Source organism: Microbacterium sp. CCNWLW41 (genome assembly GCF_037083505.1).
The window spans coordinates 205,221-222,921 of record NZ_JBAOJP010000009.1 but is presented as its reverse complement, the minus strand read 5'-3'; the positions used below and the strand labels follow the sequence as shown (position 1 = coordinate 222,921).

The window sequence follows — 17,701 nt, the reverse complement described above, 5'->3', positions numbered from 1 at the left end:
CGGACGGGTCAGTGTGCGGCACGGGCGGCGTAGCGGCCGCCGTCCTCGCTCAGCCGGATGGGCACGCCGAAGGTCTCGGTGAGCGCGTCCGCGGTGAGGGTCTCGCCGACGGGGCCGGATGCCACCGCCTGGCCGTCGCGCAGCAGCAGGACGTGCGTGAACCCGACCGGGATCTCCTCGACGTGGTGCGTGACCATGATCATCGCCGGCGTCGTCGGCGCCTGCGCGTACCCGCCCAGCAGGATGAGCAGCTCCTCGCGGGCGCCGAGGTCGAGGCTCGCCGTGGGCTCGTCGAGGAGCAGCAGCTCGGGGTCGGTCATGACGGCCCGCGCGATCTGCACGCGCTTCTGCTCGCCGTCGCTGAGCGTTCCGAACGTGCGATCGGCGAGATGGTCGAGCTTCCACTCGGCGAGCACGCGCAGGGCGCGCCGCTCGTCGATGTCCTCGTAGTCCTCGCGCCAGCGTCCGAGCACCGAGTACGCCGCGGTGAGCACGACGTTCAGCACCGTCTCCTCCGGGGGCACCCGACGGGCCATCGCGGAAGAGGCGAAGCCGATGCGGGGGCGCAGGTCGAAGACGTCGGTGCGGCCGAGCCGCTCCCCCAGGATCGTCACGGTGCCGGACGTCGGGTGCAGCAGCGTGTCGGCCATCTGCAGCAGCGTCGTCTTGCCGGCGCCGTTCGGCCCGAGGATCACCCAGCGCTCGTCGTCGGAGACCGTCCAGTTCAGGTGATCGACGATGTTCCGAGCGTTTCGGCGGACGACGACGTCGGAGAACTCGAGCACCTCAGGCATGCCGACAGCCTATCGGCCGCCGGCGGCCACCTCCGCGTACAGCGCCGCCGTCTGCTCGGCGATGCGCCGCCAGCTGAACTCCTCGGTCGCCCTCCGGCGCCCTGCCGCGCCGTACTCGCGGGCACGCTCGGGATCGCTGACGACCTCGGTCAGCACGCGAGCGAGATCCGCGACGAAGCGCTCGGGATCGGTGGGGGTGCCGGTGCCGTCCTGCACCTGCTCGATGGGCACGAGGCGCCCCGTCACGCCGTCGACCACGACCTCCGGGATGCCGCCGGTCGCCGTGCCGACCACCGCGGCGCCGCACGCCATCGCCTCGAGGTTGACGATGCCGAGCGGCTCGTACACCGACGGGCAGACGAATGTCGTCGCGGCGCTCAGGATCGTGCACAGCTCGTGGCGTGACAGCATGCGGTCCAGCCACACGACGCCGTCGCGGCTCTGTTGCAGGCCGCGCACGAGACCCTCGACCTCGGCCATGATCTGCGGGGTGTCGGGGGCGCCGGCCGCGAGGATCACCTGCACGTCGGCGGGAAGGCGCTCGGCCGCACGGAGGAAGTACGGCAGGCCCTTCTGGCGCGTGATGCGCCCGACGAAGACCACCGACGGCCTCGCCGGATCGATCCCGAGCTCCTCCAGCAGAGCCGGGTCCTCGACCGGATGCCACGCCTCGACGTCGATGCCGTTGTAGATGACGTGCACGCGGTCGGGGTCCAGCGCCGGGTAGCTGCGCAGGATGTCGGCGCGCATGCCGCCGCTCACGGCGACGATCGCGGCCGCGCCCTCGTAGGACGTCTTCTCGATCCAGCTGGAGACCGCGTACCCGCCGCCCAGCTGCTCGGCCTTCCAGGGGCGCAGCGGCTCGAGGCTGTGGGCGGTGACGATGTGCGGGATGCCGTGCAGCAGCGAGGCGAGGTGCCCCGCGAAGTTCGCGTACCAGGTGTGGCTGTGGACGACGTCGGCGCCGGCGACGTCCGACACGATCTCGAGGTCGGTGCCGAGCGTCTGCACGGCGGCGTTGGCGGCCGCCAGCTCGGACGGCACCCCGTAGGACGTCGTCCCCTCCTCGTCGCGGTCGGCGCCGAAGGCGCGCACCCGGACGTCGATCATGTCGCGCAGCGCTTTGACGAGCTCGGTGGCGTGGACGCCGGCTCCCCCGTAGATCTCCGGCGGGTACTCCTTGGTCACGATGTCGACGCGCATGGCACGAAACCTATTACACCGGCGTGCCCGGGTGTAACGGGTACCCCCGAATCACCCGCCGGGCCTAGGGTGGTGCCATGCCAGCAGCGCCCAAGGTCTTCGGAATCATCCTCGCCGGCGGCGAAGGGAAGCGGCTGATGCCGTTGACCGCGGATCGCGCCAAGCCGGCGGTGCCGTTCGGTGGGCAGTACCGGCTCATCGACTTCGCGATCTCGAACCTGATCAACTCGGGGCTGCGCCAGGTCGTGGTGCTCACCCAGTACAAGTCCCACAGTCTCGACCGCCACATCTCCCAGACCTGGCGGATGTCGGCGCTCCTGGACTCGTACGTCGCGTCGGTGCCTGCCCAGCAGCGCCTCGGCAAGCGCTGGTTCTCCGGCTCGGCCGACGCGATCCTGCAGAGCCTCAACCTGATCAACGACGAGCAGCCCGACATCGTCGTCGTGATCGGCGCCGACCACGTCTACCGCATGGACTTCCGGCAGATGCTCGCGGCCCACATCGAGTCCGGCGCGCGCGCCACGGTCGCCGGCATCCGGCAGCCGATCGCACTGGCGAACCAGTTCGGCGTCATCGACGTCGACCCGGAGGACCCGGGCCGGATCCGCGACTTCCTCGAGAAGCCGCAGAGTCCCGTGGGGCTGGCCGACGCGCCTCACGAGGTGCTCGCGTCGATGGGCAACTACATCTTCAACACCGACGCGCTCATCGAGGCGGTCGAGCACGACGGCGAGCTGGCGACCTCCAACCACGACATGGGCGGAGACATCGTCCCCTACTTCGTGCAGCGCGGCGAGGCGGGCGTCTACGACATGAACCGCAACGAGGTGCCGGGGTCCACCGACCGCGACCGGTACTACTGGCGGGACGTGGGAACGATCGACTCGTTCTTCGACGCGCACCGCGACCTCATCTCGACGCTGCCGATCTTCAACCTCTACAACACCGACTGGCCGATCCACTCGCAGGCGGTCAACTCCCCGCCGGCGAAGTTCGTGCGCGACTCGGTGGGCCGCATCGGCAACGCGATCGACTCGATCGTCTCGCTCGGATCGGTGCTGTCGGGCACGCACCTCGAGCGCAGCGTGGTGGGGCCGTGGACGCTCGCCGGCGGCGGTTCCACGATCACCGACTCCGTCCTGTTCGACTACGTGCACGTCGGCGCCGGGGCGCGCGTGCACCGCGCGATCCTCGACAAGAACGTCTGGCTCGAGGACGGCGCGACCGTCGGGGTCGACCGGGAGAAGGACCTGGCCCGCGGCTTCACGGTGACCGACAGCGGCATCACGGTGGTCGGCAAGGGCGTGCGCGTCGAACGATGACGGGCGGTCGGGAGCGGCATCCGCGTCCCGCTAGCGTGGAGTCATGCCCGCAGCGCCCGCCCGCTTCCTGGTCGTCCTCGACGCCGACTCGACGCTCATCCGCAACGAGGTCATCGAGCTGATCGCCGACGAGGCGGGCCGCGGACCGGAGGTCGCCGCGGCGACCGAGGCCGCGATGCGCGGCGAGGTCGACTTCGCGACCAGCCTGCGCTCGCGCGTGCGCGTGCTGGAGGGCGTGCCGCTCGCGGCGTTCGCCCGGGTGCGGGCCCGCATCGAGCCGACGCCGGGCGTCGTCGAGCTGATCGAGGCGGTGCACGACCGGGGCGGGGCCGTCGGGGTGGTGTCGGGAGGGTTCCACGAGATCCTCGACACCGTGGCGCCGCAGCTCGGCGTCGACGTGTGGCGCGCGAATCGTCTCGCCACGCGCGACGGGGTTCTCAGCGGCGTCGTCGACGGGGAGATCGTGGATGCCCCGGGCAAGGCCGCCGCCCTGCGGGAGTGGGCGGCCGAGCGCACCGTCCCGCTGGCACGCACCATCGCGATCGGCGACGGCGCGAACGATCTCGAGATGATGGCGGTCGCGGGCCTGGGTGTCGCGTTCAACGCGAAGCCGGCGGTGCGCGCCCGCGCCGATGTCGTCGTCGGACCGGTGGACCTCGCCGAGGTCATCCCGCTGCTGCCCTGACGGTCCTCGCGCGATGTCGGCGGCGAGGCGTAGCGTCGGCGCCATGCACATCATCCTCATACCCGGACTGTGGCTCGACGCGGCGTCGTGGGGCGACGTCGCCCCGGCGCTCGAGTCGGCAGGCCATCGCACGCACCCGCTCACCATGCCCGGAGTCGGAGCGCCGGCCGACGAGTCCGCCGGGATCGGCATCGCCGACTGGGTCGAGGCGGCGGTCGCGGCGGTCGACCGGCTCGACGGCGAGATCGTGCTGGTCGGGCATTCCGGCGGGGGCAATGTCGCCTACGGCGCAGTGGATGCCCGCCCCGAGCGTGTCGCGCGCGTGGTCTTCCTCGACACCTTCCCTCCCTCCGACGGCGGGTCGGTGTCGGAGTTCCCCGTCGTCGACGGGGTGATCCCGTTCCCCGGGTGGGACTTCTTCGACGAGCTCGACGTCGCCGACCTCGACCCGCAGACGAGGGCGGATGCCGCGGCCCGCACCCGCTCGGTTCCCGCGCGCGTGCCCACCGACCCGATCCACCTGTCCGATGAGCGCCGGCGCTCCGTGCCCGCGACGATCATCACCGGAACAGTGAGCGAGGCGCAGATCCGCGAGATCATCGCGGCCGCCCCGCAGTGGGCGGCAGAACTCGCGGCGCTGCGGCAGCTCGACATCATCCAGCTCGGAGCAGACGGCGACCCGACCGGTCACTGGCCGCAGTTCTCACGTCCCGGCGCGGTGGCAGAGGCGATCCTGCGGGCCATCGGCTGACCCGTCGACCGGCTCGCGGAGGTCAGTGCCCCATGCCGAGGCCGCCGTCGACCGGGATGACGGCGCCGGAGATGTACGCGGCGTCGTCCGACGCGATCCACGCCACGACGCCCGCCACCTCCTCGGCCGAGGCGAAGCGGCCGGCGGGAATGTTCTTCTTGTACTCGGCCTGCGTCTCGTCGGAGAGCTCGGCCGTCATGTCGGTCTCGATGAAGCCCGGCGCCACGACGTTCGCGGTGATGCCGCGGCCCCCGAGCTCGCGCGTGAGCGACCGGGCGAAGCCGACGAGGGCGCTCTTGGAGGCGGCGTAGTTGATCTGCCCGGCGGAGCCGTAGAGGCCGACGACGCTCGAGATCAGCACGACGCGGCCCCAGCGGGCGCGGAGCATCCCCTTGGAGGCCCGCTTGACCACACGGAAGGTGCCGCCGAGGTTGGTGGCGATGACGCTGTCGAAGTCGTCCTCGGTCATGCGCAGCAGCAGCGTGTCCTTGGTGATGCCGGCGTTGGCGACGACGATCTCCACCGGTCCGAGCGCCTTCTCGACCTCGGTGAAGGCGGCGTCGACGGCTGCGGCATCCGTCACATCCGCGCGCACCGTGAGGGTGCCTTCGGGGCCCTCACCTGACCGCGCCGTGACGGCGACGCGGTAGCCCTCCGCGACGAAGCGCTCGGCGATGGCGCGGCCGATGCCGCGGTTGCCGCCGGTGACGAGGACGACGCGATCGCTGGACATGGTGGTACTCCCAGGGGTGAGCGGGCGGATCCGCACCAGCCTATCGGCGCGCGAGGGCCCCGCCCGGTCGCGTTTGACACCCCCGACCGCCGCTGGGACGCTGGAGCCAGACATCGAGAAAGGCCTCGCCGTGAGCGACAGCACCCCGCAGAGCCCCCAGAACCCCGAGCCCGGTTCCTACCCGCCGGTCCCGCCCCCGCCGTCCCCGGCGCAGGCGTCGCCCGGCGCGTACCCTCCCGCCTCGCAGGGTGCGTACCCGCCGGCCTACGGCTCGGACCCGGCCGCCGCCCCCGGAGCCGCGTACGGCTCGACGCAGGCCTACGGATCGGCTCCGTCGTACGGCTACGGCTACGGCGCGCCGGCGAAGACCAACACGCTGGCGATCGTCTCCCTCATCTCGTCGATCGCGAGCTTCGTCATCCTCCCCTTCATCGGGTCGATCGTCGGAGTGATCACGGGCCACATGTCGCTCAACCAGCTCAAGACGAGCGGCGAGCAGGGCCGCGGCATGGCGCTGGCGGGCACCATCGTCGGGTGGGTCGGCCTGGGCCTCACCATCCTCGGCATCATCGCCGCCATCGTGTTCTTCTCGTTCTTCGCGGCGATCTACCAGCAGTCCGGCGGAAGCGTCTGACGGAGGCGCCCGGGGAGCCGCTCCCCGGGCGCCCGCACGGTGCAACCGGCGTACGCTGGAAGTACCGTGAAGAGCTCAGGCAACGCCCCGTCTGCGACATCTCTGCCGCGCGCACCGCGCGACGAGGTCGGCGCGCGGTCGGCGCGGTATCTCGTGATGATGGGCATCCGCGTCGCGTGCTTCATCCTGATGGTTGTCATCACGCCGTACGGCTGGTACACGTGGGTGTTCGCCGCCGGCGCGATCTTCCTGCCCTATATCGCCGTCGTCTCGGCCAACGTCGGACAGGAGAGCCGTCGCAACCGCCGAGAGGACCCCGAGCCCGCGCTGCCGGCGCCGTCCTCCGCGCCGCCCGCGGAGCCCTCGCCGCCGCGGGTCATCCGCATCGAGGAGTCGCGTCCGGCGGCCGACGACACGACGGACCGGAGCGCATGAGCCTCCCCGAGCCCGATCAGGTCGCCGACGCGATGTGCTCGCGGACAGGATGCCGCGCCGCTGCGCGCTGGCGGATCGACTGGCGCAACCCGCGCATCCACGCCGGCGATCGCCGCAAGACGTGGGTCGCGTGCGACGAGCACGTCGGCTACCTCCGGGAGTTCCTCGCCGCACGGGATTTCCCGCTCTCGGTGGACCCCCTTCTTCCCACGGAGGCCGCGCGATGAGCGGGCGCTCGGTGAGCATGCAGAATCTCCCGCGCGCGGGGCGGTGGGCGATCTACATCACCCTGGCCGTCGTCTTCGCGATCGCGTGCGCGTTCCTGTCCAACTGGCAGTTCTCGCGCAACCAGGAGCGATCCGCCCAGCTCGAGCTGGTGGAGCGCAACTACGACGCCGACGCGGTCCCGCTGGCAGAGCTCATCGCCGACGGCGACGGGCTCGACCCGGCGGACGAGTGGCGTCCGGTCGTCCTTCGCGGGACGTACCTCGCCGACGACGCGCTGCTGGTGCGCAACCGTCCGCACGGCGGCACGTCGGCGTTCGAGGTGCTCGTGCCGTTCCGGCTCGATGACGGCCGCGTGCTCTTGGTGGATCGCGGGTGGGTGCCGCCCGGGCAGGATCAGCCCGTGCCGGACGCCGTGCCCGCTCCACCCGACGGTCCCGCGACGGTCGTCGTCCGGCTCCGGCCGGGCGAGCCTCTCCCGGCGTCGGGCCGCGGCGCGCCCGACGGACAGGTGCCGACGATCAACCTCGGCCTCGTCGCCGAGAGCCTCTCCCCCGCGGCCGGTGACGCCCTCGAGCGCAGTGCCTACGGCGTGATGGTCTCGGAGGAGCCCGCGCCGGCGAGTACGCCCAACGCACTGGAGGCGCCGTCGGACGACCCCGGTCCGCACCTGTCGTACGCCATCCAGTGGATCCTGTTCGCGATCATGGGCTTCGTCTTCATCGGCTACGTCATCCGCACGGAACGCCGCCACCGCCGCGAGGACGCGGAGGACGCGTTGGACGCAGCCGTTGAGAGGGCGGAGGCGACGGATGCCGCGGCCGCGGCGCCATCGCGCCGCCGGCGTGATCGCGATGCGGAGGACGAGGACGCCCTGCTGGACGCCGCCGGGCGCTGACGTCGCCGGCATGCGGCGGCGCGGACGCTACGCGAGGGTGACCAGGTCGGCGTAGTCGCGGCCCCAGATGTCCTCGACGCCGTCGGGCAGGATGAGCACGCGCTCGGGGTTGAGCGCCTCGACTGCGCCCTCGTCGTGCGACACCAGCACCACGGCGCCCTCGTAGTGCGCGAGCGCACCGAGGATCTCTTCGCGCGAGGCGGGGTCGAGGTTGTTCGTGGGCTCGTCGAGCAGCAGCATGTTCGCGGACGACACCACGAGCGTCGCGAGCGAGAGGCGCGTCTTCTCGCCGCCGGACAGCACACCGGCCGGCTTGAGCACGTCGTCGCCGGTGAACAGGAACGATCCGAGCACCTTGCGCGCGTCGGTGGCGGTGATGTCGGGCGCGGCGGACATCATGTTCTCGAGCACCGACCGCGAGACGTCCAGGTTCTCGTGCTCCTGCGCGTAGTAGCCGATCTTGAGCCCGTGGCCCGGCTCGAGCTGCCCCGTGTCGGGCTGGTCGACACCGGCGAGGATGCGCAGCAGCGTCGTCTTGCCGGCGCCGTTGAGACCGAGGATGACGACCTTCGAGCCGCGGTCGATCGCGAGGTCGACGTCGGTGAAGATCTCGAGCGAGCCGTACGACTTCGACAGGCCCGACGCCATGAGCGGCGTCTTGCCGCAGGGCGCAGGCTTCGGGAAGCGCAGCTTGGCCACGCGCTCCTCCTGACGCACCTCGTCGAGCCCGGCGAGCATCTTCTCGGCGCGGGCCACCATCTGGTGGGCCGCCGCGGCCTTGGACGCCTTCGCACCGAACCGCGCCGCCTGCTGCTGGAGCACGGTGGCCTTCTTCTCGACGTTGGCGCGCTCCTTCTTGCGGCGCTCCTCGTCGGCCACCCGTTGGCGCAGGTAGTTCTTCCAGTTCATGTTGTAGACGTCGATGACCTGGCGGTTCGCGTCGAGGTAGAACACGCGGTTGACCGTCTCGCCGACCAGCTCGACGTCGTGGCTGATGACGATGAGCCCGCCCTTGTAGCTCTTGAGGAACTCGCGCAGCCAGACGACGCTATCGGCGTCGAGGTGGTTGGTGGGCTCGTCGAGGATCATCGTCTGCGCGTCCGAGAAGAGGATGCGCGCGAGCTCGATGCGCCGCCGCTGACCGCCCGAGAGGGTCTTCAGCGGCTGGTCGAGGATGCGGTCGGGCAGCGACAGGTTGTGCGCGATCGAGGCCGCCTCCGCCTCGGCCGCATAGCCGCCCAGCGCCTCGAAGCGCTCGGTGAGGTTCGCGTATCGGCGCATCGCCTTCGCGGCGACGGCCTCGTCGCCGTCGCCCATGGCGAGGGATGCCTCGTGCATGCCGATCGCGAGCGTGCCGAGGCCGCGCGCGTCGAGGATGCGCGTTCGCGCGAGCATCTCGGGGTCGCCGGAGCGCGGGTCCTGCGGGAGGTAGCCCAGCTCGCCGGAGCGCTCGACCTTGCCGTCCGCGGGGATGAGGTCGCCCGCGAGCACCTTCGTGAGCGTCGTCTTGCCGGCGCCGTTGCGCCCGACGAGGCCGATCTTGTCGCCATCGGAGACGCGGAAGGAGACGTCCGACATGAGCACGCGCGCGCCCACGCGGATCTCGAGGTCGTGCACGGCGAGCACAGCGGATGTCCGTTCCGTCGGTGGGTGGTGGGGCGGCCGAGTGGCCAGCCATCCAGTATACGGGCCTTCGTCGGCCGGCGATCGTCCCGCCCTCGCACCGCAGCCCTCACCTCGGCGGGTGTGGAAGCCGGACAGCGGATCGGCCGATCATTGGTGGACTGCGTCCAACTAGCGGCATCCGTCGCCCCCTAGGCTGAGTCCCATGTCATCCATCGCCGCCGTCCCGACCGCCGCCGCAGGCGCGCGCCGCGTGCTCGCAGACGTCATCGCCCGCCCGTCCTCCCGCGCCCGCGCCTTCGCCCTCGACGCCGGGCTCGTCATCGCCGGCGCCGCCGTCGTCGCCCTCCTCGCCCAGGTCGAGATCCCCCTCTGGCCCGTCCCCATCACCGGACAGACGCTGGGCGTCATCGTCGTCGGCGCCGCACTCGGCGCCTGGCGCGGCGCGGCGGCGCTCACGACCTACATGCTCGTGGGCCTCGCGGGCCTCCCCGTGTTCGCCGGCTTCACCGGGACCCTCGCCGCCGTCGGCAAGCCCAGCTTCGGCTTCGTCATCGGATTCATCGTCTCGGCGTTCGTCGCCGGCTGGTTCGCCGAGCGCGCATGGGATCGGCGCCCCGCCCTCGCCTTCATCGGCTTCGCCGCCGCGAGCATCGTGCCCTTCCTCTTCGGCATCCCCTACATGGCGTTCATCCTCAACGTCGTGATGGGGCTGGACTACTCCTTCGCCGGCCTGCTCGAGGTGGGGCTGCTGCCCTTCATCCTCGGCGGCCTGATCAAGGCGGCCCTCGCCGCCGCGATCATCCCCGGCGCGTGGGCGCTGGTGCGCAAGGCCGACGCCTCCAAGGAGTGATCCCGCGCTCGGACGACGAGGGAGCCCCGGCCGATCGGCCGGGGCTCCCCTTGTTCCAGGCGTCAGCCCTGCGCGACGGCGGTCGCCGTGGCGAGCTTCTCCACGAGGGCGTCCAGCCCCCACGGCAGCGTCAGCGGCGTGGGCGACAGCGCCGAGACGTCTTCGGCGCCCACGAGCGAGGCGACCGCGCCGCTCTGCACGGCGGGGATGAGCTTGCCCGCATCTGAGCCCAGGAACGCGTCGAGCGCGTCCTGCGTCTCCGCGAACGTCAGGATGACGTCGGCATCGATCCGGTCGAGGTTCTCCGGGCTGACCGTGGTGTAGAACGTGCTCTCCCCCGTGTCGAGGTCGGCGACGCTCGCGGGCGTCTGGAATCCGAGGTCCTCGAGGATCTCGACGCGCGGGTCGGAGGCCAGGTACAGGTAGTAGGTGCCCGCCGACTCCGTGGGAACGGCGATCGTCGACTCGGCGAACTCGGGATGCGCCGCAGCCGCCTCGGCGACCATCGCGTCGAGGTCCTCGAGCACCTGCTCGGCCTCGTCCTCCTTGCCCAGCGCCTCACCGACGATCGTGACGACATCGCGCCACGGGGTGGTCCACGGACCGTCGGGGTACGCGACGACCGGCACGCCCGCCTCGGTCACGGCGTCGAACTCGTCCTGCGTGAGACCCGAGTAGGGCGCCAGGAGCACGTCCGGGTCGGTGGCGAGCAGCTCCTCGACCGAGAGCTCGTAGGTCGAGTTGTCGAGGATCGCCGGCGCCTCCCCGCCGAGCCCCTCCAGCCCGTCCGCCACCCACGGAGCCATGCGGTCGTCGCCGCCGGAGTAGTCGTCGGACGGGATCGCGACAGGGACGACTCCCAGCGCCAGGACCGCGTCGGTCGCGCCCCATCCCCACGTCGCGACGCGGGTCGGCGCGGATTCGATCACGGCGTCGCCGAGCGCGCTCGGGATCGTCAGCGGGTAGGCGCCGGTCTCGGACCCCTCGTCGGCCGACGTCTCGGCGGCGGGCGCGCCCGCGCACGCGGCGAGGGTCAGGGCCAGCGCCGCGACCGCAGCCGCGCCGGCGGCGCCACGGGTGAGCTTGCGTGACATGTGGTGTTCCTTTCGATGGTGTCAGGCGTGGTCGGCGGCGCTGTGGGCGCCGCCGGGGACGGGGACGATCAGCGGGGTGCCGGTGAGCGGGTCCGGCATGACCAGGGCGTCGAGCGAGAAGGCCTCGGCGACCACCTCCGCCGTCAGCACATCGGCGGGCGCGCCATGCGCCACGACACGGCCGTGCGACATGACGACGAGCTCGTCGGCGTATCGCGCCGCCAGGTTGAGCTCGTGCAGCACCACCACGATCGTCGTGCCCTGCGTGCGGTTGAGCTCTCGGAGCAGATCGAGCACCTCGATCTGGTGGCTGAGGTCGAGGAACGTGGTCGGCTCGTCCAGCAGCAGGATCCGCGGGTCCTGCGCGAGCGCCATCGCGATCCACGCGCGCTGCCGCTGGCCGCCGGAGAGGTCGCCGACGGGGCGGTCGGCGAGCTCGGTCATCCCCGTGCTCGCCAGCGCCGAGTCCACGATCGCGGAGTCCTCCGGGCTCCACCGTTGGAACACGCCTCGGTGCGGATGCCGACCGCGCGAGACGAGCTCTGCCACGGTGAGCCCCTCGGGCGCCGACGGCTGCTGAGGCAGCAGGCCGACCGCTCGCGCGAACCGCCGCCGCGACAGGGTCGTCGCGTCGACGCCGTCCAGCTCGACGGTGCCCGCCATCGGGGGGCGGAGGCGGGCGAGCACGCCCAGCAGCGTCGACTTCCCGCAGGCGTTCGCGCCGATGATCATCGTGACCCGACCCGGGGCGATCGTGAGGTCGAGATCCTCGATCACCCGTCGACCCGGGTAGCCGGCCGACAGTCCGCGCGCCACCAGCCGCGGAGAAAGAGTGTCGGTGCTCACAGGTTGCGTCCTTTCGACGTGCCGAGAAGCCACAGGAGGAAGACGGCGCCGAGCGCACCCGTCACGACCCCGACCGGCAGCTGCAGGCCGGGGATGGCGAACTGCGCGACGAGGTCGGCGGCGGCGAGCAGCGTCGCACCGACGACCGCGCTCGAGCCGACGCCGATGGCCCCGTGCCCGAGCAGCGGTCGTGCGATCGCCGGCGCGCACAGCGCGATGAAGCCGACGGGGCCGATGAACGCGCAGGTCGCAGCGGTCAGGAGCACGGCCGCCCCGACCGCCACCAGCTGCACCCGGGAGGGATGGATGCCGAGTCCCGCCGCCGTCGCGGGTCCCATCTGGTTGATCGGGAGCCAGCGGGCGGACGCGATGACGGCGGGGACGGCGGCGACCCCGACCAGCACGAGCGTCACGACCTGCCACCACGGGGTGGAGGACAGGCTTCCCGTGAGCCACAGCAGCGCGGTCTGCGTCTGCTCCACCTGCGCGCGCACCATGAGGAAGTTCGTGATCGCCGTGCACAGGAACGCCACCCCGATGCCGGCGAGGATCAGCCGGTAGCCGCCGGCGCGCTGGCCCCGCCCCGCGAACAGCAGGAGGACCGCGACGGTGAGGCCGCCCGCGAACGCGAAGACCGTCAGGACGGGCCCGGTCGTCCCCAGCACCAGCAGGGCGAACACCGCCGCCACGCCGCTGCCGCCCGAGATCCCGAGGAGATCGGGGCTGGCCAGCGGATTGCGCAGCAGCGCCTGGAGCAGCGCACCCGCGGTGCCGAGCGCGGCGCCGGCGGTGAGGGCCATCGTCAAGCGCGGAGCCCGCACCTGGAACACCACGTAGGCCTCGACGCGCTCGCCACCGCCCCACAGCGTCCGCCAGACCTGATCGGGCGAGAGCGGGTAGTCCCCGAGCGAGAGCGAGAGCGCGGCGATGAGGACGAGCACCGCGCTCAGCGCCAGCACGACCCAGCGGCGACGGGTTCGCGTCCTCGTGCGGACGGCCTCGACGACGCTCACAGCGTGACCTGCTTCCGCCGCAGGACGAGGGCGATGAGCATCGGCGCCCCGAGGAAGGCGACCACGATGCCCGCCTGGACCTCCCCCGGTGGCGCGATGACGCGTCCGATGACGTCCGCCAGCACCAGCACCGCGGCGCCGAGCGGGATGCCGATCAGCACGAGGTCGCGGTAGCTGTCTCCGACGAATGCGCGCAGCACGTGCGGGACCAGCAGGCCGAGGAACACGATCGGCCCGGCGATCGCGGTCGCCCCGCCGCAGAGCAGCACCGTCGCGAGGATCCCCACCACCCGGGTGCGCGTCACATCATGGCCGAGGCCGCGCGCCGTGTCCTCACCGAGCGCCATCAGGTCCAGTCCGCGGATCGAGACGACCGCCAGCGCGAGCCCGACGACGACCGGCCCGGCCACCGCGGCGACGGCGTCGAGGCCGCGAGCGGTGAGGGCTCCGACCGACCAGTAGCGGTAGACCTCCAGCGCGACGATGTCCGTCGTCAGGATGAGGATCGACACCGAGGTCAGACCGGCGGTGACGGCGGCGCCCGTGAGCGCGAGCTTGGCCGGGTTCGAGCCGTCCGCCCCGCGTGAGCCGATCGCGGCGACGAGGACGGCGGCGGCGGCCGCTCCGGCGAAGGCGAACCACACGAACCCGGCGGGGGTGGTGATGCCGAGGAGGGTGATGGCCGCGAGGACGGCGAGCGAAGCCCCCGCGTTGATGCCCAGCAGTCCGGGATCGGCGAGCGGGTTGCGCGTGAGCCCCTGCATCACCGCCCCGGCCGCGGCGAGCGCCGCTCCGGCGAGGATCCCGATCACGGTGCGAGGGATGCGCTGCGTCAGCACGACGGAGTGGTCCGCCATCGTCAGGTCCGGCGCGGTCAGCGCGTCCCAGACCACCCACGGCGGTATCGGCCGCGCGCCGACTGCCAGGCTCAGGAGCACGGCGATCGCGAGCACGACGAGGGCCGCCGCGAAGATGGCCCGCGCGCGCCGCGTGCGGGCGCCGGTCATTCCTGCCGCTCGGACTGGCCCAGGCGCCAGTACCCCATGAACGCGACGCGCTTGCGGTCGACGCCGCACCCCTGGACGAGGTGACGGCGCAGTCCCTTGACCATCGCCGCCTCGCCCGCGATCCATGCGTAGAAGTCGCCGTCGGCGTCGGCAGGGCTGTCCCACAGCAGGTCGATGTCCACGTCGACGTCGACGAGGTCCTGCGTCCGCGGCGCCGCGGCCTTGGCGAGGACGTCCGGCGAGGCATCCGTCCAGGCCGACACCGCGGACATCAGGCTCTCGCCGTGCGGCCGGGCGTCGCGGGCGAGCCACGTGACACGGAAGTGGCCGGGCACGTCGAGGTCCAGGCGATCCGCCGCCGTGGGGACCTCGAGGAAGGCGTCCACGTCGTAGGAGTCGTCCAGCGACTCGAGGATGGCGCAGATCGCCGGCGTCGCCGTCTCGTCGCCGGCGAGCAGCACGCGCTGTGCGGTACCGGGATGCCAGTCCAGACCGGAGCGGCGGTCCTCGCTGCGCTCGTCGGGTCCGACGATGACGAGCTCCTGCCCGGCGGCGGCGGATTCCGCCCACGAACCGGCCGGCCCGGCGTCGTGGTGGACGACGAAGTCCACCACCAGCCGGCGCTCGACGGGGTCGATGCGCCGGACGGTGTACGTGCGGAGGGGGCTGCGGGACGCGCCCGGCACCGAGCGCCAGCGGAGGTACCAGCTCCCGTCGTCGACCGCGGCGGGGTCGTCCTGCCCGATGTCGCTGAGGGAGCCGTCGGGCAGCGGGAGGATGAGCTTGATCCGCTGGTCGAGACCGGCGGTTCCGAAGACGTCGAGGTCGGGGCCGGTGAAGGTCACGCGCACGAAGTGCGGCGCGAGCCGCTCGACCGCGACGACGCTGGTCCGGTAGGGACGATAGGCGGGACGTGTGCGGGTCTCGGTCGAAGTGCTCACCCGGTTAGGCTAGCCTTACCTGCCTCGCTCCCCCAAATCGCGCGTCGTCATCCGCCGTCACGCGCGCGCAGCCTCATGGGCGTGGCCGAGACGGAGCCCGGGGATGAGGGCCGCGAGCGCGAGCACGATGCCGATCGCGAACACGGCGGGGAATCCGGCATCCGTCGCCGCCAGCATCGTGAAGACGAGTCCCATCACGGCGATCGACGACGCCGAGCCGACCGCGTCGGAGATCGACAGCGCCGATGAGTTGAACCCCTGGTTCTGCGCCGTCGAGTACGCGAGCGTCAGCACGGTCAGTCGCGGATACATCAGTCCCATGCCGCCGCCGGCGAGCCCCCACCCGGCGATGAGGATCGCCGGGTGCAGCCCGAGGAGCGCTGTGGCCGCGGCAACGGTGAGCGAGGCGACGAGCAGCCCGGTGCCGACGAGCGTGATCCGCGCGTTCCCGATCAGGTCGCCGAACCGGCCCTGCACGTCGGCGGCGGCCGCCCACGCGAGTGCCGCGGCGGTCAGGCCCAGGCCGGCCCACGTCGGCGAGAACCCGTAGTCGTCGATGAGCAGGTACGGCACGTAGATCTCTGCTCCGAACAGCGCCCCCGCGATCAGCCCGCGCATGAGCACCACGCTGGGAAGACCGCGCGCCGCGCGCAGGGTCCCGCGCGGCAGCAGAGGTCGCGAGGCGAGGGCGATGACGGCGACGGATGCCGCGACCGCGACTCCCGCCCAGACCCCCAGCTCTCCGGCGAGACTGAGCCCGAGGGCGCCGATCGCCAGAGCGACGGCGCACGCCAGCCGTGGCCCGACGCGCCCCGTCGCAGGCTGATCGGTGTGCAGAGGCAGCCCATACAGGCGCGCCACGACCATGACGAACGCGACGACCGTGAGCGCGGCGACACCGAGGAACACCCAGCGCCAGTGGAGGAACTCGGTGACCGCGCCGGCCAGGAACGGACCGATGAGCGAGGGCACGACCCACGCCGCCGAGAACGCGGCGAACACGCGCCCGTGCACGGCGCCCGGGTACACCCGCGCCACCACGACGTACAGCGCCACCGTCTGCCCGCCGGTGCCGAGCCCCTGCACGAGACGGCCCGCGACGAGCACGGGCATGCTCGGGGCGAGCCCTGACAGCACCAGCCCGACGACGAAGAGTCCCACCGCGGTGGTGAGCGGGGCCAGCACGCCGCCGCGGTCGCACCAGGCGCCGACCGCCACCATGCCGATGACGCTCGTGGCGAGCGTGCCCGCGAACGCCACGGCGTAGAGCCGATCGCCGTCGAGGTCTGCGCTGACGACGGGCATGACCGTCGTGATCGCCAGCGACTGCATCGCCGCGAGGAAGATCAGCGCGACGGCGCCGACGGTCACCCAGACGTAGCGCGCCTGCCAGATGCTCGTCCGCGGCGCGCCCGTCACGACCGCGCCAGGGCGCCCAGGCGCTGCACCGCCTCGCGCAGCACGTCGGGTGAGCAGCCGAAGTTCAGACGGACGTGGCCCCTGCCCTCCTCGCCGAAGAGCGGGCCGAAGTGCAGCGCGACCTTCGCATCCCGGAGCACCTTCACCGCGGGGTTCTCGCCCCAGCCCAACGCGGAGAGGTCGATCCACGCGAGGAATCCGGCATCCGGGATCCGGTACCGCGCCGCCGGCACATGCTCGGCGAGGAGGTCGGCCAGCAGGAGCCGGTTCTCGTCGAGGGCCGCCAGCTGCGCGTCGAGCCAGCCGTCGCTCTCCGGAGAGAAGGCGGCGACGGCCGCGAGTGCTCCGAAGAGGCCTGTGCGCCATTCGACCTCGTCGGGCAGGGAGCGCACGACCGCCGCGGTCGCGTCGTCGGCGGTGACCATCAGCGCGCACTTCAGGCCCGCGAGGTTGAACGCCTTGCTCGCGCTCACGACGGCGTACCCGACCCGCGCGGCCGTCGGCGACGCGTCGAGGAACGGCGTGAAGGTGGCGCCGCGTCCGGTGAGGGGGGCGTGGATCTCGTCGCTGACGACGACGGCGCCGTGCTTCGACGCGATCTCGGCGAGAGCCGCGAGCGTCGCGCGGGAGTGGACGGTGCCGGTCGGGTTGTGCGGGTTGCAGAGCAGGATCGCGCGCGCCCCGTCCGCGAACGCCGCCTCGATGCCGGCCAGGTCGAGCTCCCACGCGTCGCCGGTGTCACGGAGCGGCACCCGTTCCACGACCGCGCCCGCCTCGGGCACGCAGTCGTAGAACGGCGGGTAGACCGGCGGCGTCACGACGACGCGGCTCCCGGGCTCGACGACCCGCCGCAGGATCTCGACGACGCCCATCATCACATCGCACGTGGTGCGGATGCGCGCCGGGTCGACGGTCCATCCGAAGCGTCGGTCCGCGAAGCCCGCGTAGGCGTCGCGGATGCCGGGGTCGGGGGGCGTGTAGCCGGTGTCGCCCAGCTCCACCGCCCGCGCGAGCACCGCCGTGACGGCAGGGGCCGGCACGAAGTCCGTCTCGGCGACGAACATAGGCAGCACGTCCTCCGGATACCGGCGCCACTTCGTGCTCGAGCGCCGGCGCAGCTGATCGACGGGAAGTGCCTGCAGGGGGGTGATGACGCTCACCGTTCGAGCCTAGCGACGGGTGCGCCGCCGCATCGCCGAGGCGTCACCGTGCGAAACGTCACCGC

19 protein-coding genes are annotated in these 17,701 nt (G+C 72.2%); 8 read left to right on the top strand and 11 right to left on the bottom strand.

Annotation, left to right across the window (positions count from 1 at the left end):
• Positions 1–8: 8 nt before the first annotated feature.
• Together V6R91_RS27570 and glgA are read right to left on the bottom strand one after the other, a co-directional pair.
• Entirely contained in the window at positions 9–794 is a 786-nt protein-coding gene (locus V6R91_RS27570) for an ABC transporter ATP-binding protein (protein ID WP_336397888.1), read from the bottom strand.
• 9 nt (positions 795–803) lie between these two features.
• Complete coding sequence (gene glgA / locus V6R91_RS27565; RefSeq protein ID WP_336397887.1) at positions 804–1,997, bottom strand: glycogen synthase; 1,194 nt, start codon at positions 1,995–1,997, stop codon at positions 804–806.
• Between the two features lie 77 nt (positions 1,998–2,074).
• Here glgA and V6R91_RS27560 point away from each other — a divergent pair, with 77 nt between their 5' ends.
• Genes V6R91_RS27560 through V6R91_RS27550 form a run of 3 tightly spaced genes read left to right on the top strand, consistent with a single transcriptional unit; the run spans position 2,075 to position 4,755 of the window.
• Entirely contained in the window at positions 2,075–3,319 is a 1,245-nt protein-coding gene (locus V6R91_RS27560; RefSeq protein ID WP_336397886.1) for a glucose-1-phosphate adenylyltransferase, read from the top strand.
• Between the two features lie 43 nt (positions 3,320–3,362).
• Complete coding sequence (gene serB / locus V6R91_RS27555) at positions 3,363–4,004, top strand: phosphoserine phosphatase SerB (protein WP_336397885.1); 642 nt, start codon at positions 3,363–3,365, stop codon at positions 4,002–4,004.
• Positions 4,005–4,047: 43 nt separating this feature from the next.
• Positions 4,048–4,755 (top strand): alpha/beta fold hydrolase, encoded by a 708-nt coding sequence (locus tag V6R91_RS27550; protein ID WP_336397884.1) that lies wholly within the window; start codon positions 4,048–4,050, stop codon positions 4,753–4,755.
• A 22-nt stretch (positions 4,756–4,777) separates the two neighbouring features.
• On the opposite strand, the gene fabG is transcribed toward V6R91_RS27550, so the two are convergent.
• Entirely contained in the window at positions 4,778–5,488 is a 711-nt protein-coding gene (gene fabG, locus V6R91_RS27545) for a 3-oxoacyl-ACP reductase FabG (RefSeq protein WP_336397883.1), read from the bottom strand.
• 130 nt (positions 5,489–5,618) lie between these two features.
• Here fabG and V6R91_RS27540 point away from each other — a divergent pair, with 130 nt between their 5' ends.
• From V6R91_RS27540 to V6R91_RS27525, 4 genes are all read left to right on the top strand, one after another.
• Positions 5,619–6,122, top strand: a complete 504-nt coding sequence (locus tag V6R91_RS27540; RefSeq protein WP_336397882.1) for a DUF4190 domain-containing protein — start codon at positions 5,619–5,621, stop codon at positions 6,120–6,122.
• Positions 6,123–6,188: 66 nt separating this feature from the next.
• Positions 6,189–6,557, top strand: coding sequence for a DUF3099 domain-containing protein (locus V6R91_RS27535; RefSeq protein WP_336397881.1), 369 nt, complete (start codon positions 6,189–6,191; stop codon positions 6,555–6,557).
• Positions 6,554–6,784: a hypothetical protein gene (locus V6R91_RS27530; protein WP_336397880.1), complete on the top strand. Its 231-nt coding sequence runs from the start codon at positions 6,554–6,556 to the stop codon at positions 6,782–6,784. The genes V6R91_RS27535 and V6R91_RS27530 overlap by 4 nt, the downstream gene beginning before the upstream one ends.
• Entirely contained in the window at positions 6,781–7,680 is a 900-nt protein-coding gene (locus tag V6R91_RS27525) for an SURF1 family cytochrome oxidase biogenesis protein (protein ID WP_336397879.1), read from the top strand. The genes V6R91_RS27530 and V6R91_RS27525 overlap by 4 nt, the downstream gene beginning before the upstream one ends.
• Positions 7,681–7,707: 27 nt before the next feature.
• Here V6R91_RS27525 and V6R91_RS27520 read toward each other — a convergent pair whose 3' ends face one another.
• Complete coding sequence (locus V6R91_RS27520) at positions 7,708–9,306, bottom strand: ABC-F family ATP-binding cassette domain-containing protein (RefSeq protein ID WP_336397878.1); 1,599 nt, start codon at positions 9,304–9,306, stop codon at positions 7,708–7,710.
• A 202-nt stretch (positions 9,307–9,508) separates the two neighbouring features.
• Here V6R91_RS27520 and V6R91_RS27515 point away from each other — a divergent pair, with 202 nt between their 5' ends.
• Positions 9,509–10,156: a biotin transporter BioY gene (locus tag V6R91_RS27515; protein ID WP_336397877.1), complete on the top strand. Its 648-nt coding sequence runs from the start codon at positions 9,509–9,511 to the stop codon at positions 10,154–10,156.
• Positions 10,157–10,218: 62 nt separating this feature from the next.
• On the opposite strand, the gene V6R91_RS27510 is transcribed toward V6R91_RS27515, so the two are convergent.
• The 7 genes from V6R91_RS27510 to V6R91_RS27480 are packed head-to-tail and all read right to left on the bottom strand — an operon-like array spanning position 10,219 to position 17,636.
• Positions 10,219–11,250, bottom strand: a complete 1,032-nt coding sequence (locus V6R91_RS27510) for an ABC transporter substrate-binding protein (RefSeq protein ID WP_336397876.1) — start codon at positions 11,248–11,250, stop codon at positions 10,219–10,221.
• A 21-nt stretch (positions 11,251–11,271) separates the two neighbouring features.
• Complete coding sequence (locus V6R91_RS27505; RefSeq protein WP_336397875.1) at positions 11,272–12,096, bottom strand: ABC transporter ATP-binding protein; 825 nt, start codon at positions 12,094–12,096, stop codon at positions 11,272–11,274.
• On the bottom strand, positions 12,093–13,109 hold the full coding sequence (locus tag V6R91_RS27500; RefSeq protein ID WP_336397874.1) for a FecCD family ABC transporter permease: 1,017 nt from the start codon (positions 13,107–13,109) through the stop codon (positions 12,093–12,095). Before V6R91_RS27500 ends, V6R91_RS27505 begins: the two co-directional genes overlap by 4 nt.
• Entirely contained in the window at positions 13,106–14,116 is a 1,011-nt protein-coding gene (locus tag V6R91_RS27495) for a FecCD family ABC transporter permease (RefSeq protein ID WP_336397873.1), read from the bottom strand. Before V6R91_RS27495 ends, V6R91_RS27500 begins: the two co-directional genes overlap by 4 nt.
• Positions 14,113–15,057, bottom strand: a complete 945-nt coding sequence (locus V6R91_RS27490; RefSeq protein WP_336397872.1) for a siderophore-interacting protein — start codon at positions 15,055–15,057, stop codon at positions 14,113–14,115. Before V6R91_RS27490 ends, V6R91_RS27495 begins: the two co-directional genes overlap by 4 nt.
• Before the next feature lie 57 nt (positions 15,058–15,114).
• Positions 15,115–16,476, bottom strand: a complete 1,362-nt coding sequence (locus V6R91_RS27485) for an MFS transporter (protein WP_336397871.1) — start codon at positions 16,474–16,476, stop codon at positions 15,115–15,117.
• Entirely contained in the window at positions 16,473–17,636 is a 1,164-nt protein-coding gene (locus tag V6R91_RS27480) for a MalY/PatB family protein (RefSeq protein ID WP_442928186.1), read from the bottom strand. The genes V6R91_RS27485 and V6R91_RS27480 overlap by 4 nt, the downstream gene beginning before the upstream one ends.
• Positions 17,637–17,701: the final 65 nt, after the last annotated feature.